Below are 25,566 nucleotides of genomic sequence, written 5' to 3'. Positions count from 1 at the left end.
AATAGTGGAGATAAATCATGATGATCCGCAGCCTCGTTTCCGCCGCCGCCCTCTCGCTGGCCATGCTTGCATCGGGCGCTCTGGCGCAGACCTCGATCAACGGCACCGAGATTTCTGCCGAGGACCTGCCCAAGGTCCAGGCCCAGTGCGATTCTCTGGCGGCAGAAGCTGCCATGGCCGATGGCGCCAGCAACACTGACGACGACGGCGCCGCTCCGTCGACCGATGGGACCGCCGAGACCAGCGACGAACCCGATACCCCGGCCGAAACCGCCGAGGGCACCACCAAGATCGACCTGGCGACGCTGACGCTCGACGCCTGCAAGACCGCTGGTCTCGTGAAGTAAGCGACGCGACCACGGGCCGGAGAGACCCTCCGCCCTGCAACGGGCCCCGCCACCTGAAGGTCGTGCGGGGCTTCGTGCTTTGAGGGGGGAACCACCGTCAAGCCAAACAGTTAGTTGTTCAGAGAGCGGCGGCCGACGAACGTTCACCTTCAACCTTGGACACGTCGGCTGCCGCTCTCGTGCACAGATTCACGGCGCAAAACGAAAAGCCCCGCTTTCGCGGGGCTCTTGTTCAATCTCGGATTGGTTGCGGGGACGCGCAACCAGCGCGAGTTGCTTCACGTAGCGAAGGATATTGGACCGCCGAGCCCGTGAGGTAAGGCGGTGTATCCTTATGTGGAGAGCCGGTGGAGAAGCCCCAAGGGGACGAGAACGTCGTCCTTTCTGTTCGTATTTCCAAGGAAGAGCGCGACGTCCTACGCCGAGAAGCCGGTGATCGGGGCGTCAGTGCGCACGTCCGGAGCCGCCTATTTCCAACATCCACCAAGACTTCCTCGCGACGCGTACCGTCAGGACAATCAGAAGACTACGCGCGTGTGCTTGCCCAACTGGGCTCGTCTGAGTTGGCACCGCGTCTGCGAGAGTTTGTGCACCTCGCTCGGAGCGGCAGCCTCGAACTGTCCGCCGAAACAGTGCATGCGCTCATGAGCGCCTGCGGGTCTATCGAGGAAATGAGGGATTTGCTCATCAGTGCTCTGAAGCTTCGAGGCCGCGGCCAATGATGCTCAAGGGCAGCCAGCGAGCAGGTGGCAAAGATCTCGCGCTCCACCTGATGCGCAGGGACCAGAACGAACACGTGGAGGTTCACTCCCTACGTGGCTTCGTCTCGTCGAACTTGGTCGGGGCGTTTCGCGAGGCCTTCGCCATCAGCCGGGGCACGCGTTGTAAGCAGTACCTTTTCTCCTTGAGTTTCAATCCACCACCAGAAGCTAGTGTTTCGAAGGAGAGCTTCATCGGGGCAATCGAACGCGCTGAGGCGAGATTGGGACTAATCGGGCATCCGAGGGCAATCGTGTTTCACGAGAAGTTTGGTCGCCGTCATGCTCACTGTGTCTGGTCTCGGATAAACCCGGCGACGATGAAGGCGACGCCTCTCAGTCACTTCAAGCTTCGCCTGCAGGATATGTCCCGTGAACTCTTTCTCGAAAACAATTGGACATTGCCGCGTGGGTTCGTGCGCAGATCGGAGCGGAACCCCTTCAATTTTACCAGAGATGAATGGCAGCAGACGCTCCGATCAGGTCAGGATGCTGCCGAGGTAAAGCGGATCTTCCAAGACTGCTGGGCGATATCAGATTCCTTGCCCGCGTTTCGGAGCGCAATGGAAGCGCGTGGGTACTATCTAGCGGCTGGTGAGCGCCCGGTCGCTGTCGATTGGCTGGGAAAGGTTTATTCGCTGTCGCGATGGTGTGGCGTACACACGGTCGCCCTGACGGCCAAGCTGGGAGACTGTTCCTCTTTGCCGCTTCTTGCGGAGGTCGTTACCGCACTGAATGAGAAACACGCCGCCAAGATTGAGAACTTCAAGTCTGACATCCGCCAGGAATTCGCGTTCGCTCGTGATGGTCTGCGCGCCCGCCGCGACCATATGGTCCACACGCACCGTCAGGCACGCGCCAGGTTGGATGAGCGACAAGACGCCAGAAGGCAGCGGGAGCTTCAAGCAAGAGCAAAACGCTTCCGTCGAGGGCTTCTTGGCCTATGGGATCGCATCACGGGAAGGGCCGCGCGAACTCGGGCGCTCAATGAGCGAGAGCTGGCGGAGTCCTTACTGCGCGATACCATCGAGCGCGAGACGCTTGTAGCAGCGCAGCTATCGGAACGCCGAGGTCTGCAAAACGAGATGCGTCTGATTGCTGCAAACAAGCGCCTCGAGCAACGGACGCTTTTGGCACCTACGCTTGAAGTGCCTCAGGCGCGGACAGAGAGAGGGCGCCGTCGTTCGAATCGTCGTCAGAGCCGCTCGCCCTAGGAATTGTGAGCAGACATGCACCGGCATGTAGCGTTGCCGCATCCTCAAAGTCGCAGCACACTCGAGAAGAGGAGAACGATATGTCGCAGGAGAATGAACGGCCCAGCCACGATGTGTATGTTGTAACTGGCGAAGATGCGAGCCACTGGATTCGGATTGGGTCGGCCTACCCCGAAAAAGACGGCAGTGGGTTTCGGTTGAGCTTTGATGCTGCGCCGGCTCGTAATGGACGGTTGGTGCTTCGGAACTATCCGTCGCACGGTACTTTGGGCGTGCAGGGCGATGCTGAAGCTCCGTCCCCGAGGCCTGCTGATCCTATGCCTTGGTAGAAGGCTATGAGGTCTCGATAGCCTCAAGAGCGGCCCGGATGGGGCTTCCTGGGGCACTTTGTAGAGCGATGATCCGGTACACTCACGCTTGACATAACTCGTATCTGATAAAGCAAGCCTTTGCCGTAGCTTTGAGTTCATGCTATGATGTCAAGCATGAGTGGACAAAAGGAAGACAAGCTAAAGAGACTAATCGAGACCGTCCCCCCCGGGTTTCTCGTGGATACGCGCACGCTCACGCGTTGGGACATATCGCGCCAGTTGTCCTCCACCTACGTCCGCTCGGGCTGGCTCGAGCACCCGCTGCATGGCCTCTACCGGCGCCCCTTCACCCGTGGGCATCGTCCGAACGCCGAACGCGAGTGGAAGATACCCGTCCTCTCTGCGCAGTGGATAATGCACTACAGCTTCCATGTGGCAGCCACCACTGCGCTGGAGCTGCACGGATACAGCCACTACCTGCGGCTATCGGGACCCGGAAAGCTCTACGTCCACGGCACTGTCCCCACCTGGCTGTCCAGGTTGGCGCTCGAAGCAGAGCTAGTGCACAGGCAAGGCTCGCTGTTCGGCAACGAGGGGCTGGGTGTCGAAAACACAGACTTCTCGATCGAGGATGCAAACTCACCAGAACTCGGCGAAAGCCCATGGCTTTGGCCAATGCGTCAGTCATCGCCGGAGCGGGCGCTTCTCGAGACGCTAGATGAGGTGCCTCGGCATGAGACGTTCCATCTTGTCGACGTGATGTTTCAGTCGATGGCGAACATGCGCCCAAAGCTGATGATGCAACTGCTACGGGCATGTCGCAGCATTAAGACCAAGCGCCTCTTCTTCGCCTTCGCGGATCGCCACGCACATGCCTGGCGAAAGTACCTCGATCACCACGAAGTCGATCTGGGCACCGGCGACCGCATGTTGGTGGAGGGTGGCAAGCTTCACCCAACCTACAGGATAACGATGCCAGCGGAGTTCGTTGGCAGTGAGGCCAGCAATGGCCCGTGAAGCTTACGAAGATCAGGTGCGGCTGCTCGTGCGCTCCCTTCCCTCCGTCGCCAAACAAGATGTCTTTGCCTTGAAGGGCGGCACTGCGATCAACCTCTTTCATCGGGACATGCCACGCCTGTCTGTCGATATCGATCTTACTTATCTGCCCATACAGGACCGTGCGACCTCGCTTGCCGGGATCGATTCCAATCTTGAAACGATCCTAGCCGATCTCTCGAGGGTGATCCCGGATGCACAGATCCAACGCATCGCCGGCGGCGGCGACAACGATACCCGCATCCTCGTCCGCCAGAAGAACGCAACTATCAAGATCGAGACATCGCCTGTGGCGCGGGGCGCTGTCCAAAAGCCCATCCTGATGCCGGTCAGCGATGTCGTGGCCGAGGCCTTCGGCTTCGCAGAAATGCAGGTTCTTGACTTCGAGGACCTCTATGGCGGTAAGCTTCATGCGGCCACCGATCGTCAACACCCGCGTGACCTCTTCGACGTCAAACTGCTCTACGAGAACGAAGGCCTCACCACAGCGCTCTTTCGGACGTTCCTGATCTATGTCGCAAGCTCTGGGCGGCCGACCCATGAGCTGCTGCGACCGACACCACAGCCGCTAGATGAGCGGTTCGTCGCAGAGTTCGAAGGTATGACGGCAAAGTCTGTCAAAGTTGCAGACCTCGCGGCGGCACGGGACCAGCTCTTCAGGGATTTGCTCGCTTCACTCGATAATCCGGCGATGAAGTTCCTTCTGAGCCTCCATGACGGCGAGCCGGACTTCGACGCGATCGGGTTGCCGCAGGCAGCGGACCTTCCGGCCGTCAAATGGAAGCTGCAGAACCTGGGGAAGTTGAAAACCGGCAATCCCGACAAGCATGCTGAGCTGCGTGGGTTGATTGAGTCACTTGTTAACTGAGTCAGCGAAGACGTAACTTCCCCATGAAATCCTCGAACGTGCTAGTGCCCCTCTCCTCCGCGTCCAGCCATGGTTGCAGCAGGGATCGACGATGTTACAGATAAGTACCGGCAAGTTCTTTGGACCGTCGGAGGTGGAAGAGACCCTACATCGCGGGACATTTTTCACGAACTACCGGATCTATGACCGGAAGAGTTATGAGACGGCGTGCGGAAGGCTTATGCCGTCTGCTCCCTGGTCAAAGCTCATAACGCTAACCTGTGAGACGACTGAGCGGCTCGCAAAAACCAACCCCGATGGTTCGCAATCCATATTAATCTCGATCGGCAGTAACCACATGCTGAGCGACTTTGCCGCGATTACATCTTTCGCCCTCAACATCACCTGCACGCTCGATCCCGATCTCACTCGGCGCCTAGTTTCACCAAACTCAATTGGACCTAGCGGCGCAAACGCCCCCCAGAGCTACCTTAAGCGAATGTTCGATACCGAGGTGCCCGCCAAAGCCAGCGACGACGCGGTTCTGGGCGACCTTGTCAGCAAGCTGATGGCGCTCGACCGCAAGAGCTATGAAGGTGCTATTCGTGCTATTCGTCGCTTCGTGAGCGGGGCCCATCGCATTTCCGACGACATCGATCTCGCGTACGCATTGTTCGTCGCGTCGATCGAGTCTCTCGCCCAGGATTTCGATGGCTTTATCCCCACTTGGGGAGGCGTTGCAAAGGACCGCCGCGAGCCGATCGATGCAGCTCTGCTTGGTGTTGACGAAGTCGTAGCCGATCGAGTTCGCGGAGCGGTGATGGATCGTGAAAGCCGATCTCTAGCCAGACGCTACCGCGAGTTCGCACTCTCGAATGTCCAGAGCTCGTACTTTCGAGAGGATGCGCGAGAGGCACTGAACCCCGTCCGCCGTTCCGACATCGGCCGGCTCCTCGATCGTGCCTACGCCATCAGGTCGAGATATGTACACCGCCTTTCCGAGATCCCACGCAACGTTCTGCTGGTGCACGACCACAGCGAAACCGCGTACGACGATGGCGAGCGAGCGCTGACTTTTCAGGGAATCGCCCGCCTTTCTCGTCACATCATCATGAACTTCATTGAGGGCGCACGCCGCGCCGAAAGTGAGATGTTCGACTGGCGGCGCGCCCTTCCCAACATTACTACGATGCCCGTTGCGTCTCAGCATTGGGTTTGGGACGAGAGAGGCTACAGCGCAAAATCTGCCAACCGCTATCTGGCAGGCTTCCTCGATCAGGTCGCATCCGTATTGCAAGCGAATGGCACGCCCTCACTGAGCGATATGCGCAACGTCTTGCGAAAGATGGAGGAGCTTGTTCCAGGCACGGCAGGGGCCGCTCAGCGACGGCCCATGGTACTACTCCACTACCTTTATTACCGTCTTATGGCTGACCAGTTCAGATCGGACGATCACACCGAGTTTTTTAGCCGGTTCGCGGCCGATTTCGACGAGCCGTGCCTTGAAACCGCCATTGCCTACATAGTGTTCCGCCGCCCGCTCGATTGGCAGCTGGCCGACGCGGAGGCCGTATATGCCCAGTACTATAAGCAGCGTCACCACAGAGACGGCATACACCTGAATCCCTTCTTTGAGGGCGCGCTCACCTTGGCAGTTGCCGCGTTGGCCGCGGAGGCTGGCAACCAAGAGGTGGCGCTTGTCTACGTGGTCCACGCAGTCGAGAATAACCCCGGTGACGTCCGCCTCGTTGCGCTGGAAACTGACCTTATGAATGGATCGCGGACCTCATTTGCATGGCAGGAAATCTGGCTACCAGCGGAACCCAAGGACCCCGCGTAAGCGCTCCATGGCATCACTTGACCGTCCACGTCCACTTTGAGGCGTAGATCGTGTCGCCGCCATGGGCATTCCAGGTTCGCTCGGTCCATATGCTCCTCCCGTCCGAGAACTTCTGAGCATCGTTGAGCTTGTTGTATACGGCCTTCGTGATGCGCGTCGGCCAATCGGCGCTCAGGCTGGTAAGCTTTGCGGCAAGATTGGCGGCATTTCCAACCCAGACAATGTCGTTGTCACCACGGACGCCTGTCCGTGCGGCCCGAATGTCCGAGACGTCGATACCGACAACATGATTGATCTGGTAGCCGCCAGCGCGATCACCATAGTGCCGGTCCAACTCGACCTGCACGATCTTCTTGACCGCGTAGTTGATTTTCAGGGCGCATCTGGCGGCGTCGTTGCAGGGCGCTCTTCCGATGAAAACTCCCATGATCCTGTCGCCGTCGTAGGAGACAATCGTTCCGCCCTCGCTGTTTATCAGGCGAGCGGTGGCATAGAGGAACGACTTGTAGACCTCCGCAGCGAACCACCACTTCTTATCCTTGACGAGAGCCGTTGACTGGTCGAGATCCGCATACAGCACTGCCGCTGTCTCAAGATGAACGGCATCATTGGAGAGTGTCAGATCCTCCGGCGCGGGAACAACAGCGCCCTTCCTGACGGTCCAATCCGCTTTGAAGGTGGCTTTCGACTTTGTCCGGATGTCGTCAGCAACGCTCATCCTAAACATACCCAAGAGCGCGCAGCACACCCAAGATCAGAGCCGGCACCACCAACGACAGAAGGGTGATACCGGCGCCGGCAGCGAAGAACCGAAACTTCTTGTGTGCATTGTTGGAGTTTGTGCCGATCTGGTTGGCCAGATGAAGGTGGGCAGCCAGCGGCTGCCCCGTCTTCAGACCCAAGCCTGCGTATACGAGGTTCAAATACTGCGTCTCACTGTGCGCCCGAATGTGGCCGAAGAAGAAGATGTTGCTCGGATCCACGAGAACCTTCGCCGGTCGCTTGCGAGGATGTAGCTCGGGCAGAAACGACACGAGCGAGACAATGGCAGCAACGCCACACCCGCTGGCGGCTGCAATCATGGCCACTTCGACCGGATTGCTCATTACCGACGCGTAGTCGCCCATCAGGGAGGCGATTCCGAACACGACGGCCAGATTGAGCGTGAGCAGTGCGCCGTTCTTTGCTTCGGCAAATCTCAACTGCTCGTTGATGTTGCCGAAAATGTCGTTGAGAACGGCGTAGGCCGACTGAGAGTCCTCAGCAGTGAGCCGCGTTTCCTGTGGTTCGTTCGGAGTTTTGTCTGTCATGCCTCGAATTGTAGTTCACAGCAAACGGCACGCGTAGCTGATCAAACGCTATATCCACACCCCTCCGACATGTTGGCGATCCCTGCCACCCGCCTAGTTTCCATATGCATTCTGCGCTCGCATGTGCATGCGCTGGGGTAGGCAACGCTACTTTTCAAGGGCCAGATTCGCATAAAAAAAGATAGAACCTTTCGCGAACATCGGGCACAATTCCGAGTCTATACAAGTACAACGATTTTGCAGGAATGGCAGGAACACTGTCATTGCCAAAGGAGAATTGTCTGATGGCTGGAAGAAGCTGGAGTGAGAGTCGCGCCAAGAAGCGAATTGAGACTCGGTTGAAGGAAGTGCCGTTCAACGACCTCGAAATCCGCGATTATGTACGTGACACAAATCTTGCCGACATCCCGAGAACCGTCGCCTATCGCGTCGACGGTGTTCACCTCTATGCCGACATCCTCAACCTGCGTGACATGCTTGAGGTTACGAATGTTGAGGGAGAGACCTGTCATCGCCGGACGCTGCGCTTTCTGAACCTGCACTACCGTGCTGTTCACCGCATTCTGCAGCGCGTCGATGCACTGTTTGTGGACTTCCACAATCAGCGCCTGCACACCGTCGTCACCAAGCCATACGACAGCGCGACCAACAGGACCCATCGTGCCGTGGCCATCGCACAGCTCATCATTGATGTGCTCGCCGAGACGGGCGAGGATGCCGACCATCCAGCGGCGAAGGTTCGCGTGGGCATCGACAGCGGTGAAGCCCTTGCCGTCAGCAATGGTAGGCGTGGGCACCGTGAGCCGCTGTTTCTCGGAGAGCCAGCCAATCATGCAGCCAAACGTGCTGCTGGCGGGAAGGCCGCCGGCATTTACCTGACCAACGGCGCGCGTCTTGAGATTGGCCTGACCGAAGCTGCAAATCCGGACACGACACCGCTCACCACTTCCGAGATTCAAACGTCGCAGGAGAAGGCGAAGCTGGGTGTCAGCGCTGACGACATCGTCAAGGAGTGGAAAGACGATCTCGACAAGAATCCCATTGGTTCTTTCGACTTCAGCGGCCACACACCGCCTTTCAGCACGCTCGATATCGAAACCTTGAGTGTAAAGAACTCCAGACGCCAGGACGCTGCGACCGTCTACGCGGACATCGACGGGTTTACCTCCTATGTCGGCGCGAACATTCAGAGCGACGATGGCGCAAAGCATGTTCTGCGCGCGCTTCACGTCCTCCGCAGCGAACTCGACGCGGTGCTGAACATCGACTTCGCCGGCCGGAAGGTTCGCTTTATCGGCGACTGCATCCACGGATTGCTCGTCGAAGGCACCGCCCAGACAACCGATGCTCAAGAGACCATCAGCAATATGGTTTTGTGCGCCGGCGGAATGCGCAGCAGCTTCAAGCTTGCGAAGAACATGCTGAACGAAGACGGCACCGATGCCGATGAACTCGGCGTCGCGATCGGCTTTGATTATGGGCCGATGACCGTCACTAGGCTCGGCATTCGGGGCCAGTTGGTGCGCTGCTCGGTCAGCCGCGGAGTGCTCGCCGCTGAAGGCGAACAGCACCGCTGCAAAGGCAACGAAAGCGCCATCGGTGCGAAGGCCTATGGCGAAGCTTCCGAAGCCGTGCAGACAGTCTTTGGCAGCACACGGAAGCGAGCGGATCTCGACTACCAGACAGCGCTTGATGAGCTCACCGCTAAAAACGACCGGGCCGCAAAGGTTTCGAAAGCCCTCGCAACCGCGGGTGCGCTCAAGCCGGTTACCGCAGCAGCAGCGGCACCGACGTTCCCGGCGCGTCCCGTTGCACCCACCAGGCTCGATGGCTTTTCATGATCTGGTATCTTGAAGACAGAGCTAGGCTTCAGCTTGAACGACGGGCGATCGAAAGTCTCGCGCTGGCCTCGGAATGGCTGACGCTCTCAGAGTGGAGAGTCGATGAGTCCGCCCGGCTGAACCTCGATCTCACAATCGATGCAGCCGGGCGCCAGTTCGTGGCAACACTGCGCTATCCCAATCACTTTCCGCACTCCCCTGCGATGGTCCTCCCAACGGATGAAACACGCCGCTGGTCCAGCCATCAGTGGGGCGCTGGCGGGGAGCTGTGCCTGGAATATGGACCCGATAACTGGCAGCCAGCGATCACCGGCGCAATGATGCTCGAAAGCGCGTTCCGCCTCCTGCAAAGCGAAGCGCCGGATGGCGAGACACGAGGTGTTGTCGCGAGCCGGCACCGGATGTCACTGGGTCAAAACCTTCGAAGCGAAATCCTTCGCTTCTTGGTGCCGGCGAAGTTCGAACGTGCGCTCGAGACACGCGCCAGCGGCGTCTATTGTGGCAAGCTCGCAATGACATGGCGAAGCGGCCGCTATGTGTATCACCCCATCGAATTGGAGGACGGCGATCACCCCATCCTCTTCCCTTGCCCCACCGCAATCGTCGAAGACTATGTGGTCAAGGAGTTCGCTGTCGTGCGACTGCAGGAGCACGACGCGAAACCCGTTGACGGCACCCGCACCGCATTCATGGCTGCTCTAGCCGCATCCGGCTACACCCTCCCTGAGGGCACATCGTATTGCCTGATCAGCCGCGGCTCGGAGTTGGCCGGCTATTTGCTGGCAACGGATAGCGACAGGGCATTCGACATCGGCATCGTCCCGTCGGACGAGGGCAAGCGCAGACTGCCTGAAGACCTTGCTGTGTTGAGGAACCGCAAGATTGCGATCGTTGGATGCGGATCACTTGGAAGCAAGGTAGCGGTTTCGCTAGCCAGGTCGGGGGTCGGCACCTTCCTGTTGATCGATGACGATATCCTCCAGCCTGGCAACCTTGTTCGGCATGAGCTGGACTACGTCGATCTTGCTCACCACAAGGTCGATGGAGTGGCGCGGCGCATCTCTCTCGTCTCCGATGCAACCGTTCAGGTCCGCCGCCATCTCCTTGGAGGGCAGGAGTCGAGCGGGAGCGTCGAGTCGCTGATCGAGTCCATTGCGGAATGCGATCTCATTATTGACTGCACGTCGGACGGGAAGGCGTTCAACTATCTCTGTGCGGCTGTATCCGTCGGCAGAAAGCCGTTGATCTCGGGAGAGATTTTCGCAGGTGGCGTCGGAGGCCGAATGATGCGCTGCCGACCTGGCTTAGACCCCGATCCTGCCTCATGTCGCTCTGCCGTTGATGAGTTCTGCCGAGAACGCGGTCGGGTCGTTGAACGAGGCAATGTCGACTATGAGAACAGGCGCGCAGACGCAGCGCCGCTTATTGCGACCGACGCCGACGTTGTCATCATGGCGGGTCATATCGCACGCTTTTCAATCGACCTGCTGGTCCGGGGCGAACAATCGCTATACCCGGTCTCGGCGTACATTATCGGCTTCCAGGAGGGGTGGCTGTTCGATCTCCCATTCGAGACGTGGCCCATTGATCTGGGCAGACCGGCAGAGAGCGCCGATTCAACGCCGCTAGCCCCATCGGAGGAAGAGGATGCAAGCACCATGATCCGCGGCTTGTTCGAAAGGCTCGCGATCAATGCGTCTAGCGGTTCCCAGTAACATCTTGCAGCGGCTTGCTTCCGATCTGCGTAGCGCCAGGCGACGTGAGATCGGTGGCCTTCTTTTCGGCGAACATGTCGAGAGCGATCTTTTTCGTGTGCTCGAAGCAACCGTGCAGACCAGCGGTGGCACCAAGGCTGACTTCAAACGAGATCCCAAGGTCCACAAAGCGGCCCTAGAAGCTTTCTTCGCAAAAACCGGACATAACTACGTCAAGTACAACTACCTCGGAGAGTGGCACTCGCACCCCAGCTTCTCCACGGATCCAAGCACCGACGATCTCGACACCATGCACCAGATCGTTGCTGACCCATCCGTGGGGGCAAACTTCGCTGTGCTGATAATCGTGAAGCTGACTAGTGCACGGTCTCTAGAGCTGTCGGCGACTGCATTCTTTGCGGGCGGTGCCTGCGAAGCCATCGACGTTGTTATCGAGCAGTCGCCACCCAATCTCGTTGGCAAGGCCCTAAAGGCAATCGTTCAGGCATTCACCCGTAAATCTTCCGGACGCCGAGTGATTTGATTGATTTGCGAATTTCGTTGCAGGCCGGTCCGAGCCGCGTGGCCAGCTCCTTTGGGTCTTTGGTGGGCTCGTATCCCAACCGGGTCAGGCCGGAAAGATCGGAGGGGAGCTTCAGATTTGCAATTCTTGGATGCAACAAGAACGATCTTGTTCTGGTGAGCTTGCCCATGAAGAGCCCGAGCTCGAAAATGACATTGTCCCGAATGGTCGGCGCGCGCGAGCCGCGTGATTCAATGATGTCATCCGGTTCACACACTGCGACTGCGAAATCGCATTCATCCACCTCGCGCTCCAGATCGTCCAAAACATAGCCGCCGGCGAAAAATACGCCAGCCTCCCACACCTTGGCGTACACATCCCGTTCCAGCAGCGCGGCCACTTCCCGAGCCACATCGAGTGCCTCGGCGGACGAAATGATGAAGATCTTTGGCGACGTGTGGGGCGCCGGAATGTGGTCGTTTCGCTGGTGCAATCGGCGAGCAAGGACCCGCGCGATCGCCGGCCAGACATTTGGGAATTTCTCACCCAGCTTCAGGATGGTCGCGCTAGATACCTTGAGGGCAACAACGGTCTCGTGGGCCACGACGGTGGCGGCCCGGCGCAAACTGGGCTCTATTGCAGATATGTCGCCCACATGCTGGCCCGCTCCGCGGTCGGACATGTGGTTGCCTTTTATGATAACGGCGGTGTTTCCCGCGATGAGGAAGTACATGTCGGTATCCTCTCCGCCTTCATCGATAAGAATGTCGCCCTTCTGAAACTCAACCAACGAACCTGCGTCGGCCAGCTCACTCGCCAGTTCCTGACTGCCGAAGCAGAATTCTTGCCTTACAAGTGCGGCGATCAGTTGCGGCCGGTTGTCCCCCTCAAAACGTTCTTTCATTGGCCCTCTGCAATATGCACGTCGACCCCCGGTTCATTCCGGGGAGTTGATCTTTCAAGAACTGACATAATAGCTGACCGGGGCCTGCTAAGTCACGACTTCCATTCACCAAGCTGCACTTAGTGTCCGCAGCGCTCGGCCCGGGGGATGCAACGGGGGTGCGCAGCGACCCCCTTGCCGGGTCACCGCAGGTGCACCCGCTCTGCCGCGCTGTATGACAGCGCACAACTTGCGGAACGTAACCCTTACCCGACTTTCCCTAACTGGCTTATTTTCTGTGTTATTCCGACTTTGCGAGTCGCTTCACCCCAGACTATTCAAATTCCGTTCCACCTTGAACATGCCAGATTTAGATACACATTGTGTACCTGATGTGCTATGATGAGCTAGAGGTGAAACATGACCCACAAGCCAAATACCGACGCACCAGCCACTCGTCAGCCTGTCCATATCCGGCTGCCCGAGGAAGCTCGTGCACTCATCGACCGCGCCGCTCGCGTGCGCGGAAAGAACCGCACTGACTTCATGATCGAGGCTTCGGTCGCTGCAGCGGAAGACACGCTGCTCGATCAGACGCTCATCAAGGTGGATGCGCAGACCTACCGTCATTTCCTTGACGTGCTGGATCAGCCGCCGAGTTCGGAGGCTTTCGCGCGCCTCATGAACGCGCCCAAGCCCTGGGCACCGTAGCGTGAATGCTCCAGAACTCTTGAGCGACAAGCACGAGATCGAACTGTTCTCGTGCGGCAAGCCTGCGCTCGATCAATGGCTGAAGAAACGAGCGCGCGCGAACCAGGTAAGTGGCGCAAGCCGCACCTACGTTGTCGCCGAAGGCGCCCGGGTGATTGGCTACTATTGCCTCGCGTCTGGTGCGATTGCCACCACCGACGCTCCCGGATCGATCGCCCGGAACATGCCAGACCCAATCCCAATGGCTGTGCTCGGACGTCTGGCAAGCGACAGCAATTTTCAGGGTAAGGGCGTTGGCACGGCGATGTTGCAAGATGCGGTTCTACGAACTCAGCAGGCTGCGAGCATCATGGGCATTCGTGGCATTCTCGTTCATGCGCTCGATGATGCGGCCCGGATCTTCTACGAGGAGCGCGGCTTCGTCGGATCGAAGGCGAGTCCGATGACGCTCATCCTCTCGCTCAAGGGATTGTCAGCCTAACCCGTGCCTAGATCAGAGTGACTACGCGGCGGTCGGTGCCCGCAATCGCCAGCTCGTTGGTCCCCGTTTCCCGCCGCAGGTAGTTGGCGAACGACCGGGAAATGGTGAAGTGGGGCCTTCCGGTTTTCTCGTTGAGCGTCAGCCGAAACTCATGCTCGGACTCCATCCCTAGGACAATCCTTGTCGTGTCGGGCCCTTTGATTGCGTGCACGTAGAGACTTGGCTTCGTTGCGGTTACATTCCGCGCGGAAAATTCGGGAATCGAGGCAAGAACTTTGAACTCGGTATCGCGGTTCAGTTCCGTGTCGGCGAGGTGCGCCCGCCGGATGACAAACGCGCCCTCACTGTCGTAGTTCGCGACGATTGCGGGACCTCTCAAGGTGAGCTTTTGTCCTTCAAGCACCCACCAGACCAAGCAATACGGTACTTTCTCGAGCCGCCCTTCGTCGCCAAGCAACACGAGCTCGAACGCCCCGCCATAGAAGAAATTCAGGGACGTCTCATCGAAGGCCTCGCGAAGGACCACGGCAGCGAAACGGTTGGCAAAATAGCCGACGTCAGCCTCGAGCGGGGTCGGCAAAAAGCCGGGTTCGCCCTCACGGCTGAACGTTGTCGGGCCCGCATTGAGGTAATTCATGAAGTGGTATGCGCCGCTTCCGCCAGTAAAAACCTTTGGTGCGTCCGGCGTCTGCGGCAGCCACTCTTCCGCGTTCCAGCCGCCGACCATGCTGCGCGCCTGCTTCTGCATCGGATCGCGGTCGAAAATGCCCAGAAAGACGATTGAAACCTCCCCAAATGTGCGGCGCATCTCAGCGTCGGCTTGAAGGGCGGCCATTGCGTCAGGAGAAAATGGATAAGTCATCCGCCTGTCGAGCTCACGGATGGCCTCAGTGGCTTCGATCAGCCCACCCGACCAGCCGACAGCGAACGTCTGGTCGAGGATCATGACTTTTTGCATCAGGTCGGCGATGCCCCTCGCGCCGATTTCGGAACCCGGCAGGAACTGGGATGGCAGCTCGATGCGGCTGGAGATGGTGTTGTTGTTGTAGGTCAACAGGGTATCGCCCATCAGGAACGCGGCCCCGAGCCTACTGCTTGAAAAAATCAGCGTCATCTGAGCTTCCTTGACGTCTGGGGTGTCGGCGCCCTACTCAATAACCGCGGCCTGGTTGAAGTCTGTCTCAGAGAGATCACCGAAATACTGCTCGAGATTCTGCCACGACAGATCGGCCATTTCCGGTGCCGCTAGCCGCTTGACGTGCTCCCGCCGGTACAAGGCCCAGACTGAGCGAAGGGAGACCTGCTCAGCGCTGGAGCTCTTAGCAAATGCTGCCAAGGCTTGCGCAATTTCGTCGATCGAACGTAACATTCCAGTATGCATAAGGCGGCTCCTATGTGAAAATCGGCGCCGTAATGCCTCATGACCGACAATATTTGAATAGAACAAAAATCTAGATCTTCTAGTTGTCTGCTGTATGTTGCAATCAACATACACCGACATACACGATCTACAATTGGTTCTGACGCAAAGAGATGTCTATATATCTAAAGACTTTCTTGTCAGAAGTTTGATTATGCGTGCGACAACCTTACAGTGCCGATCAGTGGCTGTCTGATATGGGCAGCAGGTTTCACCGAAAAACTGCCCCTGTTTTTGGTAGATCGTCGCTCGTAGCTTGCACTCATCAGAACGAGTGAGAGCAATGAGGATCTCTGAGCTGTTCGTACCTCGCCCGACCGAGGCCGCCCCCATGCCATTGCCCGCAAAAAAGCAGGAGCTGGCTGATTTGCTCGAACGTCTGCTGGTCGCCCAAGGGCCGCGAATGTCTGCCTGGGCATTGAGGCCAGAGGAATGGCCAATGCCCTACAAGACATATGAAGACGCGATCGGCCTGGAACAGGTAGGCTTTCACCCCCTGCAGGGTGCAGCTGTCGTAAGGATGGTGCCAAAGACCGTGGATCCGGTCAAAATGGTTGGAACACCTGCGAACGGCAAATGACTTTCGTCCGGGCTATTTGATCCGGGGGTCATCGAGTTTCGCAAAGGCGCTGCCAATCCTTTTGGCCGCCACCTCGTCGGGCGGCCCCGCGCTGGCAACAATCTGCTGCAGCTTGTGGCGCGGCACGCCGGACGCCTTTGCCAACTGACTGAGCGTAAGGCCACGCCTTACCAACTCGTCGAATATCTGCTTTCCGGAAGTCATTGGCTCACCCATCGCTCTTTCCTGTCACCTGCCGCGCCGTCCCGGGCGATACCGCGGTACCTAGCTCCGCTATCGCTCGCTTCGTCAAACGGGCGAGTGTCGATCGGGAGCACCCGGTCGCCTTAATGATCGTGCTCCAGGACTGCCCCGCTCGCAGCATCGAGGTGATGGCGGCGTTGCGCTGTCGATCCTCTGGGCGTCCCGCGTACTTACCTGCTGTCTTCGCCTTGATTATCCCCTGCGCCTGTCTTCTGCGGCGGTCCTCGTAGTCCTTCCGAGCCACAGCGGCCAGCACATCGAGCATCATCCCGTTGATGGCGGAAAACATGCGGCTGGTGAACTCGTCCGCCGGCGCAGCCAGTGTCCAGGACGTCGGTAGGTCAAGCGCCACCACCCGCACCTGGCGTGCCTGTATCTCGGCACGAAGGCGGTCCCAGTCTGAGGCGTTGAGCCTGCTCAGCCGGTCCACCTGCTCAAGAAGAAGGATGTCGCCGGGCTTGCTATCGGCCAGAAGCCGGAACAACTCGGGGCGCTTCAAGGAGGCTCCGCTCTCGTTCTCTGTGTAGGTCGCTGCAATGACGAGACCGCGCTCATGGGCGAAAGTCTCCAGCTCACCCTTGGCACGGTTGGCGTCCTGCTCCTGGGTCGAGGCGCGAAGGTAGGCACGAACAAACATGAAAACGCCGCACGGTTCGTTTTGGGTAGTACGGCAATAATTGGTCTGTTTAGACTAGTCAATAGCACTTATCGTACTGGGCTCAGGTGTAGTTCTGTATAGGTACACCCAATAAGTACCGGGATCGCACGTACTATTCGAATCTACACTTGGACCCTGCCCCTGGCCTCCCGAAACTACCCCCGGGGGATGGTCGGAACCGCGGGACAGGAACGGCACCGCATGGCGCAACAAATTTGTGCCGACGTGGAAGTCGGGCCTTTCCTCCGATCGACCAAAAACGTCCCCCTGTTTTCGGCACGCTGCCGCTTCTAGCCTTCGAGCATTCATCAGGAGGCGAACTGTCATGTGGCTTGAAACGAAGGTCGGTGTCTCTGACGCCATCTCTGGCGAGGCCCCATTCGTGGCAGACCTGCTGAGGCAGGCGGGACGGGGTGACGGCTGCGCCTGGTGTCTGAGCGAGGCGATGGTTACCCTAGACAGATTGGTCTTCGGGGCCCCCGACGCCCAAATCTCGAAGGACACGCTCTCGGACCTAGAAGCAAGTTTGTTGCCGGCGATGGGCGCCTGTTGGGACGCGGGTTGCTCCACCGATGTGTTGATCGATGGATTCCATTCTCTGAGACTGACCTTCTGCCGCTGGGCAACACCGGCGACCGCGCGACCTCGCGTACCGGACCTTCGGGACCGTCTTAGGATATTTCGTAATCACATGCACAACCTCTCCTTGGAAGAAGTGATCTCACAGCGCAGGCTCGATCGCTCCTTGTCGCGCCCTCGGATTTCCATCGAGGAATGGAGCAGAATGGTGTCTTCGGGGTCGGTGCAATGAGCGCCGCCCGCTCCTCCCTGATGATTGTTCTCTCAACGACGCGGTGATGAACTGGTGGCCCCATCCGACACCGTTCACACCAGCTATGACTTCTCCAACTTCGCAGCACAAACCCCGCGTCGCCCCTCCCGGCGATCAGGTCGATATCCAGTTTTCAGCTCTGAAGCTGGACTGCGGAGGAACTGACTAGCAGTCTCAGCAAATGTGAGGCGATCCAATGGCAACGCCGCCGGGGGCAGATGGAGCGACGGGTTCGAGTACGGCGCCGGACGAGGACAATCAGAGCGGAGTGATGGCGAGGGGAATACCCGCATTAGGGCCGTCTGTATGTGTGTGCCCGTCTTGTCCTGAGCATGCTGCCTGGGGGCGCGCCGCGTCCGCCTCCTCTGCCGTCGCCCGCTCGCGCGCCGCATGGAGGATCGGCTCGGTGTAGCCTGATGGCTGAACGGCGCCTTCGAGCGCCAGGTCGAGCGCCGCCTGATAGGCAATCGACGTGTCGAAATGCCCGGCCATCGGCAGGTACAGCGGATCGCCGGCGTTCTGGCCATCCACCACCGCAGCCATCTTCTCGAACGACGCCCTGACCTCGGCCGCGCTGACCAGCCCGTGTTTCAGCCAGTTGGCCACCGCCTGCGATGAGATGCGGCAGGTGGCGCGATCTTCCATCAGCCCGACATTGTTGATGTCTGGCACCTTGGAGCAGCCGACACCCTGGTCGACCCAGCGTACGACATAGCCGAGGATGCCCTGCGCATTGTTGTCGAGCTCGCGGACGATCTCCGCCTTGGTCAGTGTCGATCCATCCAGCACCGGCATCGAGAACAGCTCGTTGAGCCCCGGCGTTGCCTGGTTGTGGCGCCGTTTCTGCGCCTCGAACACGTTGATCTGGTGGTAGTGCAGCGCATGTAGCGTCGCGGCGGTCGGCGACGGCACCCAGGCGGTATTGGCGCCGGCGTTCGGATGCGCGGCCTTGCTCGCCAGCATTGCCGCCATGTCGTCCGGCCGGGCCCACATGCCCTTGCCGATCTGCGCCCTGCCGGAGAACCCGGCGGCGAGGCCGATCAGCACGTTCCGGTCCTCGTAGGACTGGATCCACTTTTCAGCTTTCACGTCGTCCTTGCGCAGCACCGGGCCGGCCTGCATCGAGGTGTGGATCTCGTCGCCGGTGCGATCGAGGAAGCCTGTATTGATGAAGAACACCCGCTTACGCGCCGCATGGATCGCCGCCTTGAGGTTGGCCGAGGTGCGCCGTTCCTCGTCCATGATGCCGATCTTGATGCTCTCGTGCTTCAGCCCCAGCATCTTCTCGACCGCGCCGAAGATATCGCAGGCGAACTGCACCTCATCGGGCCCGTGCATCTTGGGCTTCACGACATAGAAGGCGCCGGTCGTCGAGTTGACCTTGTCGCTGAGCGCGCAGAGCGCGGTCACCGCGGCATCCATCAGCCCTTCGCCGATCGGCTGTCCGGCCGGGTCGAGCACCGCCTTGGTCGTCATCAGGTGCCCAACGTTGCGCACCAGCAGCAGCGCCCGGCCCTTCAACACCAGCGGCTGGCCAATGACATCCTTGTACTGCCGGTCGGCATTCAGCTTGCGGGTGAGCGGCTTACCGCCCTTCTCGAACGTCTCGCTCAGCGTGCCGTTCATCAGCCCGAGCCAGTTGCGATAGACTCCGACCTTGTCCTCGGCATCCACCGCCGCGACTGAATCCTCGCAGTCCTGGATCGTGGTCAGTGCCGACTCGATCACCAGATCGGCGAGGCCAGCCTTGTGCGACGCGCCGATGGTGTTCGACGGATCGATGACCAGCACCACGTGCAGCCCATTGTGGCGCAGCACCAGTTCGCCGCGCTCCTGCGTGCCGCCATAGCCGACGAACTGCGCCGGGTCCTTCAGTGAAGTCCGGCCGGCCGCCGTATCCACCACGAAGCTGCGCCGCTCGCCGTCCTTTACCACGTGATAGCCGGTAACATCGCGATGGCTGCCCCATGCCAGCGGGAAGGACTCGTCGAGGAACTGCGCGGCACGCGAGACCACCGCGGCTGCACGGGCGGCGTTGAAGCCCTTGCCAGGCGCCAGGTCGCCGTCGCGCGAGATCGCGTCGGTGCCGTAGAGCGCGTCGTAGAGGCTGCCCCAGCGGGCGTTGGCAGCGTTGAGGGCGTAGCGCGCGTTCGATACCGGAACGACAAGCTGCGGCCCGCAGATCGAGGAGATTTCGGGATCGAGGCCCTTGGTTTCAATGGTGAAATCCGCAGGTTCGGCAACGAGATAGCCGATATCCTTGAGGAACGACTGGTACTTGGCTGGATCGGCGCCGACGGGCCCGTTCGCCTTGTGCCAGTCGTCGATCTGGGTCTGGATCCGGTCGCGGATCGCCAGCAGTTCGCGGTTCTTCGGCGCGAAATCCCGCACCAGCCCGGCAAGGCCGCTCCAGAATTGCTCTGCCGATACGGCGGTGCCCGGAATTGCTTCCTTCTCGACGAAATCGACCAGCAGCCGATCGACCTTGAGGCCTGATTTCTCGACGTATGACATTTTGACCTAGACGTTGGGAGTGGCGAGGCTGCCGACGCTTTCGAGGCGAAGTCGAGCTCGTCAGCTTTTTGAAGCGGAGGGGTTTGAGCAAGCCAGAGGAGTTAGCTACGCCCAAGAATTTCGGTGAGCCTACGATGCGATATCTCGCGCTCGGAGATGTCGATGCCAGAAAGTAGGTCGTCCAAGTGGTCGGTCATCAGCTTGAAGGCGTCGATTTCGCTGTGGCTGGCGATTGCGTCGACCAGCGCACGATGCGCGCGGCTGTCGCACAACGTGTCCGATCGCCTTGAATATAGCGAGATGATCAGTGCGGATCGCGAGCAGAGCAATCGCACGAAGTCGATCAGGATGGACTGGTCGGCGATCTCTGCGATTGCTTCGTGGAAACGGGCTGAAAGCAGGACGGCGTCGCCCTGCCGACCCTCGTGCACAGCCTTGTGTTCCTCATCTAGATGGCGACGCAGCGCCCTGACGTCGACCGGCTTGGCAAGTGCAGCGGCCATGGCAGCGACCTTGGGCTCTATGAGTGCGCGGGCCTCGAAGACTTCCCGGGCCTCGCGCTTAGTGGGCTTGGCGACGAACGCCCCCCGGTTGGGCTCGAGCTGAACCAGGTGGTCATGCGACAACGCCTGCAATGCCGCACGAACCAGCGTGCGGCTAACAGAATAGACTTCGCACAGTTCGTCTTCCGGAAGCTTGGTGCCGGGCGCTATGTTGTGCGCGAGAATGGCGGCCTTGATATCGTCATAGATCGCTGTCCAACGCGCGTTGGTTCCGGAACTGCGGGCGTCATCAACATTCAGCATCGTGCAATTCCTTTGTGCGCGCCGGGACCAACACAGAATGGGTACACTTGCCCTGTCGTTCGCATACAACATAGAAGATGAAGGCGCTCTGGCTTTGCACCAGCGCACCAAGGGGGACTCATCGTCTACGCCGGCCGGGCGGCCTAGCCTCGATGCATTCTAGCCCAGATTGGTTGGTAACCAACCTACCGGCCTTGTATTCGTTGTGTCAATTGATCCGGTACAAAACTTCGCCTATTTTTTCAGACCGCTTTCGAAAAAGCTGCATTGATTGGATGGCGTTAGCTGCACTTAGAGCGATCTCCTGAGGCCCGCTCTTGGGATCGAGTGAGGCACGGCATCCTAGGAAGCAACTGCATACTGCACTTTTTTGCATGCTATATGGTGCAACATTGTATACAAGAATGCTAGTCGCGCTTTAGGAGAAACGCATTGATCGGTGTATTCGACAGCAGCCTACCCGGCTACCAATCCCTCACCCCCACCCAAATCATGGACAATGCTGTTCAGCTCGGGACGGACGGCGTGCTGTTTGGAAATATCCTGTCGGTCGTCCCGACGCTCGATGCGACGATACTAGGCCGCTATCGTCAGGCAGCGGCGTCTCGCGGACTGATGCTCAACGTCGGCGTTGGGAGTTTCAATCCTGCGCGTCCGGCGCGCTGCAAGTCACTGATCGAAGCTGGCGACGGCAACATGGTGAAGGGCCTTGAGAAGGTGCTGCGCTCTATGCCGATGCTCGGCGCCCGCACTGTGTTCTTTGCCCTCGGCATGATCGAGGATCGGACTGATCCCGACGTGCCGTGGCAGTCACAATTGCAGGGCCTCATCGACGCGATAGTGGAGTTAGCGCCGGCCATTCGGGAGAGTGGTACGCGACTACTGATCAAGACGCACGAAGAAATCACGAGTTTCGAAATCCTCCGGATCATCAACGCGGTAGGCTCTGATTTGCTTGGCGTTGCCCACGACCCGGTCAACGTGGCGTGCCGAATGGAGGATCCGGTGGAATGTACGCGCCGCATAGCACAGCACGTCGAACAGGTGCATATCGACGATTGCTACCTCACGTTCGACGGAGACCTCATGCGCCGCTACCTGACACCGCTCGGCACCGGCGATATTGACTGGAAAGAGCTCCTGGCACTGGTCCCCAATGCCACTCGCTGGATTGAGTTCCACCGTGGCCAGTTCGCCATGCCGGTGTTCGACAAGGCGTGGCTGGCGGCGCAGTCCGAGGCGACGCTTGACGAATACCGATCACTGCTGTCTGCCACGGTGCGCCGCTCGCGTGCCAATGCGCCCGTTCCCGACCAGAACGACGTTTACGCACGGCTCGCCCCCAGTATCGCCTGGCTAAAGGCCAGTCCCTGAGGCTAGCGAAGCAGCCTGCCCCAGTTCGATGACAGGCTGCTTCCAAGCCCCAGGCCGACCAGCGCCCCCCAGACTCCGGCCGAAACCGAGTCTAGGACCGGAACCCCGAGTTCTGCCTCGAGCTCCGCGCAGAGGCCAGCTGCCGGCAGATTCGTGCAATAGAATAGGACCGCGTCGGGCTTGGCGCCAGCTACCTTCCTCGCCATTGCCCGCAGCGTGTCCGGCGCCATGGTCGAGTAGCTGAAATTGTCGGAAAGTCCGGCTCCCACGTTGGCGACGCACTCGTAGCCCGCCTCTGTCCATCCCCGAATGATCTTGTCGTTCACCAACTGCTGGAAAGGCGTAACAAAAGCTATGCGCCTGAGCGCATTGTTGCTGAGTAGGCTGTCGAGGCTAAGCACCGACGTGACCGCAGGTATCCCGACTTCGCTCTGGATCCGCCGACACAGCTCGCGGTCGCGATCGAAACCCAATTCGCCGCCCTTGCTGCCATTCCAACAGATGAGGTCGACGCGCGCGTCGCCCAACAGCTGCGCCGCCCCCAACATCGACGGCCAATGGTAGTCATCAACCACGCTGTCTTTCGACCCAGCGAATCCAAATCGCGCGAAGTGCGGCGACACATCGGGCATATCGCGAGTCATAGCCAACGTCACTCGTTCTACGGTGACATTCGACGAGGGCGTGATCGTACCGAACGATCTCATAGCGCCAGCTGCCGTTTAGCGCGGCGAGCCTGCCCTACTGCCGGATCGGGGATGGGAACGGCCGCAAGTAGCGACCGGGTATAGGGGTGCTGGGGGTTGTCGAAGATGTCCCCTCGCGTTCCGCGTTCAACGATCTTGCCGCGCTCGAGCACTGCAATGGTGGAACAAAGGTGCCGCACAACCGCGAGATCGTGTGCGACAAAGAGAATCCCTAGGTTCAGTTCGCGTTGCATGTCTTGCAGCAGGTTTATCACCTGCGCTTGGACGGATACGTCGAGTGCCGAGACCGGCTCATCACAAATTAACAACTGCGGTCGGATGACAAGGGCACGGGCGATGGCGATGCGCTGTCGCTGACCACCGGAAAACGAGCGCGGATAGCGCCCGAGTGCCTCTTCGCCGAGCCCAACCATTTCGAGCATCTCGACAACGCGACGACGTCGACCGGATGCCGATCCATCCAGTTTGTGAACCAGAAGCCCCTCCCCCACCAGTTCCTCCACGGTCATGCGCGGATTGAGGCTGGCGTACGGATCCTGGAACACGAGTTGTACCTCGCGCCGAAAAGCAAGCATGTCGGCCCGCCCGGAGCGATGAACATCGATTCCGCCATAGCGAACGTTGCCGGTATCCGGCTTCATCAAACCAAGGGCGCACCGGATGATCGTCGACTTGCCCGAACCGGACTCGCCGACCAGGCCGATAGACTGGCCGGCGTGGATTTCCAGCGCGATGTCGTCGAGCACGACCGTTCGTTTGTCACGTCCCGTGGAAAACGACTTGGAGATGTGGTCGATCTGCAGCATCAGCCGGCCCCATAGAGATGACAACGCACGCGCCCACCGAGAGGGGTGAATGTCTCGCCTGGCGTTTCAGCTGAGCAGACGCCCGTCGCTCGGTCGCAGCGTGGGTGGAAGTGGCAGCCCTTGGGCCGGGAGGAGGGGAGTGGCGGCGCACCGTTGATCGAGGGTAGGCGATCAACCGTGCGATCGGCCCGCGGCACCGCCTCGAGCAGCCCTCGTGTATAGGGATGCTGCGGCTCACGAAACAGCTGCGCGGCCTCGTTTTCTTCAACGATCCGGCCCGAGTACATTACCATCACGCGGTCGGCAAAGCCGGCAACGATCCCCATGTCGTGGGTGATCAGAAGTACAGCCAGACCGCGCCGGCGCGAGATTTCGTCGAGCAAGTCGAGCACGCGCTCCTGCACGCGCACATCAAGCGCCGTGGTGGGCTCGTCGGCAATCAGAAGGTCTGGCTCGCCCACCAGCGCCATGGCAAGCACGACGCGCTGGCGCATGCCGCCGGAGAACTCGTGCGGGTAGGACTCGAGCCGCTCTACCGCTCGCTCCACCTTCAATTCATCCAGCACCTCCAGCGCCCGCCGCCGTGCCTCTTGCCTGCCAATTCCACGGATCCGTAGCGTCTCGGCCACCTGGTCGCCGATGGTCATTAGTGGATCGAGCGAACTCATTGGATCCTGAAACACCATGCCTATGCGGCTGCCGCGCAGGGCGGCCATCTGGCCAGCGCTGAGTTGCAGCAAGTCAGCACCGTCGAAGTCGACCCGGCCAGAAAGCCTTACTCGCGGATTGAGCCGCATTAGCGCTTGGGCTGTCACGGACTTGCCCGAACCGGACTCGCCAACAAGAGCCACTCGCTCACCCTTGCCGAGGGTGAAACTGACCTTGTCTACGATCCGGACTGATGCGTTCCTCGCCCCGATGTCGATACACAACTGGTCGACGTTCAGAAGCGGCACCGGTCGGTGCACTTGGTCGGCGACGTCTTCGCCGCGTTTGAGAACCATCGTCATGGTCAACTCCGCAAAGACGGGTCGCGGTGTACCTGCAAGATGTCGGCAAGCAGGGCGAAGGCGACGGCGTTGATGACGATGGCGGCACCCGGCGCCGCCACTGCCCACCAAGCGATCGATGTGTAAGATCGGGCGCCCGAGATCATGGCGCCCCATTCCGGGCTCGGCGGCTGCGCCCCCACCCCGATGAACGAAAGGCCTGCGAGGATCAGCATGGTGTAGCTGAGATCCCCTGCCCACTTTACGATCAACACGTCCAGGGAGTTGGGCAGCACGTGTTTCAGCATCAGCCTGGTGCGCGAGACTCCCAGCACAGTGGCGCCCTCGACAAAGGACTGCTCCATAGTTTGGCGCATAGTGGTCCTCAGGATGCGTGCGGTCATCGGCCAGCCGGTAAGCGCGAGGGCGATGATGCCCGATTGGAGACTCGGCCCCAGTACCGTGGCAATGCCAAGCGCCACAACTAGCCCCGGCAGCGACAAGCCAATATCCGAGATGCGCATCAGCAACTCGTCGGCCCAGCGCGGCCCCACGGTGGCCAAGGTCGCCACCAGCATTCCGATTGCCGAATAGAGGATTACCACCAGCATTGTAGCCAGCAGCGAGAGCTGCGCCCCAGCAACCAGTCGCCAGGCGATGTCGCGGCCCTGATCGTCGGTGCCAAGCCAGTGGTCTGCGCTCGGCGGCATCAAGGTTTCGAGCATGTTCGAGGTGTAGATGCTGGGCGGTGCAAGCAGCGGTCCGACCAATGCCACAAGGAACAACGCGACGACCACCGCGAACACCGTCAGCTCGTATGC

24 protein-coding genes and 1 pseudogene are annotated in these 25,566 nt (G+C 59.7%); 12 read left to right on the top strand and 13 right to left on the bottom strand.

Going from position 1 to position 25,566, the window contains the following annotated elements:
- The first annotated feature begins 17 nt into the window (after positions 1–17).
- From VGV07_RS18255 to VGV07_RS18235, 5 genes are all read left to right on the top strand, one after another.
- Positions 18–347 carry a hypothetical protein gene (locus VGV07_RS18255; protein ID WP_326870156.1) on the top strand — a complete coding sequence of 110 codons (330 nt, stop codon included), beginning with the start codon at positions 18–20 and terminating at the stop codon, positions 345–347.
- Positions 348–1,065: 718 nt separating this feature from the next.
- A complete protein-coding gene (locus VGV07_RS18250; RefSeq protein ID WP_326870155.1) occupies positions 1,066–2,319 on the top strand; it encodes a relaxase/mobilization nuclease domain-containing protein in 1,254 nt (417 codons plus the stop codon).
- A 485-nt stretch (positions 2,320–2,804) separates the two neighbouring features.
- A complete protein-coding gene (locus VGV07_RS18245; RefSeq protein WP_326870154.1) occupies positions 2,805–3,647 on the top strand; it encodes a type IV toxin-antitoxin system AbiEi family antitoxin domain-containing protein in 843 nt (280 codons plus the stop codon).
- Entirely contained in the window at positions 3,637–4,554 is a 918-nt protein-coding gene (locus tag VGV07_RS18240; protein ID WP_326870153.1) for a nucleotidyl transferase AbiEii/AbiGii toxin family protein, read from the top strand. The genes VGV07_RS18245 and VGV07_RS18240 overlap by 11 nt, the downstream gene beginning before the upstream one ends.
- A 91-nt stretch (positions 4,555–4,645) precedes the next feature.
- Complete coding sequence (locus VGV07_RS18235) at positions 4,646–6,373, top strand: hypothetical protein (protein WP_326870152.1); 1,728 nt, start codon at positions 4,646–4,648, stop codon at positions 6,371–6,373.
- A 13-nt stretch (positions 6,374–6,386) separates the two neighbouring features.
- On the opposite strand, the gene VGV07_RS18230 is transcribed toward VGV07_RS18235, so the two are convergent.
- Together VGV07_RS18230 and VGV07_RS18225 are read right to left on the bottom strand one after the other, a co-directional pair.
- Positions 6,387–7,091 carry an adenylate/guanylate cyclase domain-containing protein gene (locus tag VGV07_RS18230; RefSeq protein WP_326870151.1) on the bottom strand — a complete coding sequence of 235 codons (705 nt, stop codon included), beginning with the start codon at positions 7,089–7,091 and terminating at the stop codon, positions 6,387–6,389.
- 1 nt (position 7,092) lies between these two features.
- Entirely contained in the window at positions 7,093–7,683 is a 591-nt protein-coding gene (locus tag VGV07_RS18225) for a Pycsar system effector family protein (RefSeq protein WP_326870150.1), read from the bottom strand.
- Positions 7,684–7,967: 284 nt separating this feature from the next.
- Here VGV07_RS18225 and VGV07_RS18220 point away from each other — a divergent pair, with 284 nt between their 5' ends.
- Genes VGV07_RS18220 through VGV07_RS18210 form a run of 3 tightly spaced genes read left to right on the top strand, consistent with a single transcriptional unit; the run spans position 7,968 to position 11,762 of the window.
- Positions 7,968–9,524, top strand: coding sequence for an adenylate/guanylate cyclase domain-containing protein (locus tag VGV07_RS18220; protein ID WP_326870149.1), 1,557 nt, complete (start codon positions 7,968–7,970; stop codon positions 9,522–9,524).
- The gene (locus VGV07_RS18215; protein ID WP_326870148.1) at positions 9,521–11,239 is read left to right on the top strand and encodes a ThiF family adenylyltransferase; all 1,719 of its coding nucleotides are present in this window, start codon (positions 9,521–9,523) and stop codon (positions 11,237–11,239) included. The genes VGV07_RS18220 and VGV07_RS18215 overlap by 4 nt, the downstream gene beginning before the upstream one ends.
- Positions 11,240–11,243: 4 nt before the next feature.
- Complete coding sequence (locus VGV07_RS18210; RefSeq protein WP_326870147.1) at positions 11,244–11,762, top strand: Mov34/MPN/PAD-1 family protein; 519 nt, start codon at positions 11,244–11,246, stop codon at positions 11,760–11,762.
- Here the strand turns inward: VGV07_RS18210 and VGV07_RS18205 are convergent.
- A complete protein-coding gene (locus VGV07_RS18205) occupies positions 11,728–12,645 on the bottom strand; it encodes a TIR domain-containing protein (protein ID WP_326870146.1) in 918 nt (305 codons plus the stop codon). The genes VGV07_RS18210 and VGV07_RS18205 overlap by 35 nt on opposite strands.
- Before the next feature lie 399 nt (positions 12,646–13,044).
- On the opposite strand from VGV07_RS18205, the gene VGV07_RS18200 reads away from it, so the two are divergent.
- On the top strand, positions 13,045–13,335 hold the full coding sequence (locus VGV07_RS18200) for a DUF1778 domain-containing protein (RefSeq protein WP_326870145.1): 291 nt from the start codon (positions 13,045–13,047) through the stop codon (positions 13,333–13,335).
- Positions 13,336–13,354: 19 nt separating this feature from the next.
- Positions 13,355–13,816, top strand: coding sequence for a GNAT family N-acetyltransferase (locus VGV07_RS18195; protein ID WP_326870144.1), 462 nt, complete (start codon positions 13,355–13,357; stop codon positions 13,814–13,816).
- 7 nt (positions 13,817–13,823) lie between these two features.
- On the opposite strand, the gene VGV07_RS18190 is transcribed toward VGV07_RS18195, so the two are convergent.
- Together VGV07_RS18190 and VGV07_RS18185 are read right to left on the bottom strand one after the other, a co-directional pair.
- Positions 13,824–14,930 (bottom strand): hypothetical protein, encoded by a 1,107-nt coding sequence (locus VGV07_RS18190; protein WP_326870143.1) that lies wholly within the window; start codon positions 14,928–14,930, stop codon positions 13,824–13,826.
- Positions 14,931–14,963: 33 nt separating this feature from the next.
- Positions 14,964–15,185: a hypothetical protein gene (locus VGV07_RS18185; protein ID WP_326870142.1), complete on the bottom strand. Its 222-nt coding sequence runs from the start codon at positions 15,183–15,185 to the stop codon at positions 14,964–14,966.
- Between the two features lie 334 nt (positions 15,186–15,519).
- Between VGV07_RS18185 and VGV07_RS18180 the strand changes: the two genes are divergently transcribed.
- Positions 15,520–15,816 (top strand): hypothetical protein, encoded by a 297-nt coding sequence (locus tag VGV07_RS18180; RefSeq protein ID WP_326870141.1) that lies wholly within the window; start codon positions 15,520–15,522, stop codon positions 15,814–15,816.
- A gap of 12 nt (positions 15,817–15,828) precedes the next feature.
- Here VGV07_RS18180 and VGV07_RS18175 read toward each other — a convergent pair whose 3' ends face one another.
- From VGV07_RS18175 to VGV07_RS18160, 4 genes and pseudogenes are all read right to left on the bottom strand, one after another.
- Positions 15,829–16,032 carry a hypothetical protein gene (locus VGV07_RS18175; protein WP_326870140.1) on the bottom strand — a complete coding sequence of 68 codons (204 nt, stop codon included), beginning with the start codon at positions 16,030–16,032 and terminating at the stop codon, positions 15,829–15,831.
- A complete protein-coding gene (locus VGV07_RS18170; RefSeq protein ID WP_326870139.1) occupies positions 16,025–16,696 on the bottom strand; it encodes a recombinase family protein in 672 nt (223 codons plus the stop codon). The genes VGV07_RS18175 and VGV07_RS18170 overlap by 8 nt, the downstream gene beginning before the upstream one ends.
- 1,216 nt (positions 16,697–17,912) lie before the next feature.
- Positions 17,913–20,063 (bottom strand): annotated as a pseudogene (locus tag VGV07_RS18165) (malate synthase G); the annotation flags it as partial.
- Between the two features lie 101 nt (positions 20,064–20,164).
- Positions 20,165–20,869 (bottom strand): GntR family transcriptional regulator, encoded by a 705-nt coding sequence (locus tag VGV07_RS18160; RefSeq protein ID WP_326870138.1) that lies wholly within the window; start codon positions 20,867–20,869, stop codon positions 20,165–20,167.
- Positions 20,870–21,301: 432 nt separating this feature from the next.
- On the opposite strand from VGV07_RS18160, the gene VGV07_RS18155 reads away from it, so the two are divergent.
- Complete coding sequence (locus VGV07_RS18155) at positions 21,302–22,243, top strand: sugar phosphate isomerase/epimerase (RefSeq protein ID WP_326870137.1); 942 nt, start codon at positions 21,302–21,304, stop codon at positions 22,241–22,243.
- A gap of 2 nt (positions 22,244–22,245) precedes the next feature.
- Here VGV07_RS18155 and VGV07_RS18150 read toward each other — a convergent pair whose 3' ends face one another.
- From VGV07_RS18150 to VGV07_RS18135, 4 genes are read right to left on the bottom strand one after another with little or no spacing between them, the layout of a single operon-like run.
- The gene (locus tag VGV07_RS18150) at positions 22,246–22,887 is read right to left on the bottom strand and encodes an Asp/Glu/hydantoin racemase (protein ID WP_326870136.1); all 642 of its coding nucleotides are present in this window, start codon (positions 22,885–22,887) and stop codon (positions 22,246–22,248) included.
- A gap of 59 nt (positions 22,888–22,946) precedes the next feature.
- Entirely contained in the window at positions 22,947–23,756 is an 810-nt protein-coding gene (locus VGV07_RS18145; RefSeq protein ID WP_326870135.1) for an ATP-binding cassette domain-containing protein, read from the bottom strand.
- Positions 23,756–24,766: an ABC transporter ATP-binding protein gene (locus VGV07_RS18140; protein ID WP_326870134.1), complete on the bottom strand. Its 1,011-nt coding sequence runs from the start codon at positions 24,764–24,766 to the stop codon at positions 23,756–23,758. The genes VGV07_RS18145 and VGV07_RS18140 overlap by 1 nt, the downstream gene beginning before the upstream one ends.
- A 2-nt stretch (positions 24,767–24,768) precedes the next feature.
- Positions 24,769–25,551: an ABC transporter permease gene (locus tag VGV07_RS18135; protein ID WP_326870133.1), complete on the bottom strand. Its 783-nt coding sequence runs from the start codon at positions 25,549–25,551 to the stop codon at positions 24,769–24,771.
- Positions 25,552–25,566: the final 15 nt, after the last annotated feature.

It is taken from the genome of Devosia sp. (genome assembly GCF_035944845.1).
GTDB lineage: Bacteria > Pseudomonadota > Alphaproteobacteria > Rhizobiales > Devosiaceae > Devosia_A.
This window is presented reverse-complemented; position numbering and strand designations above follow the sequence as displayed.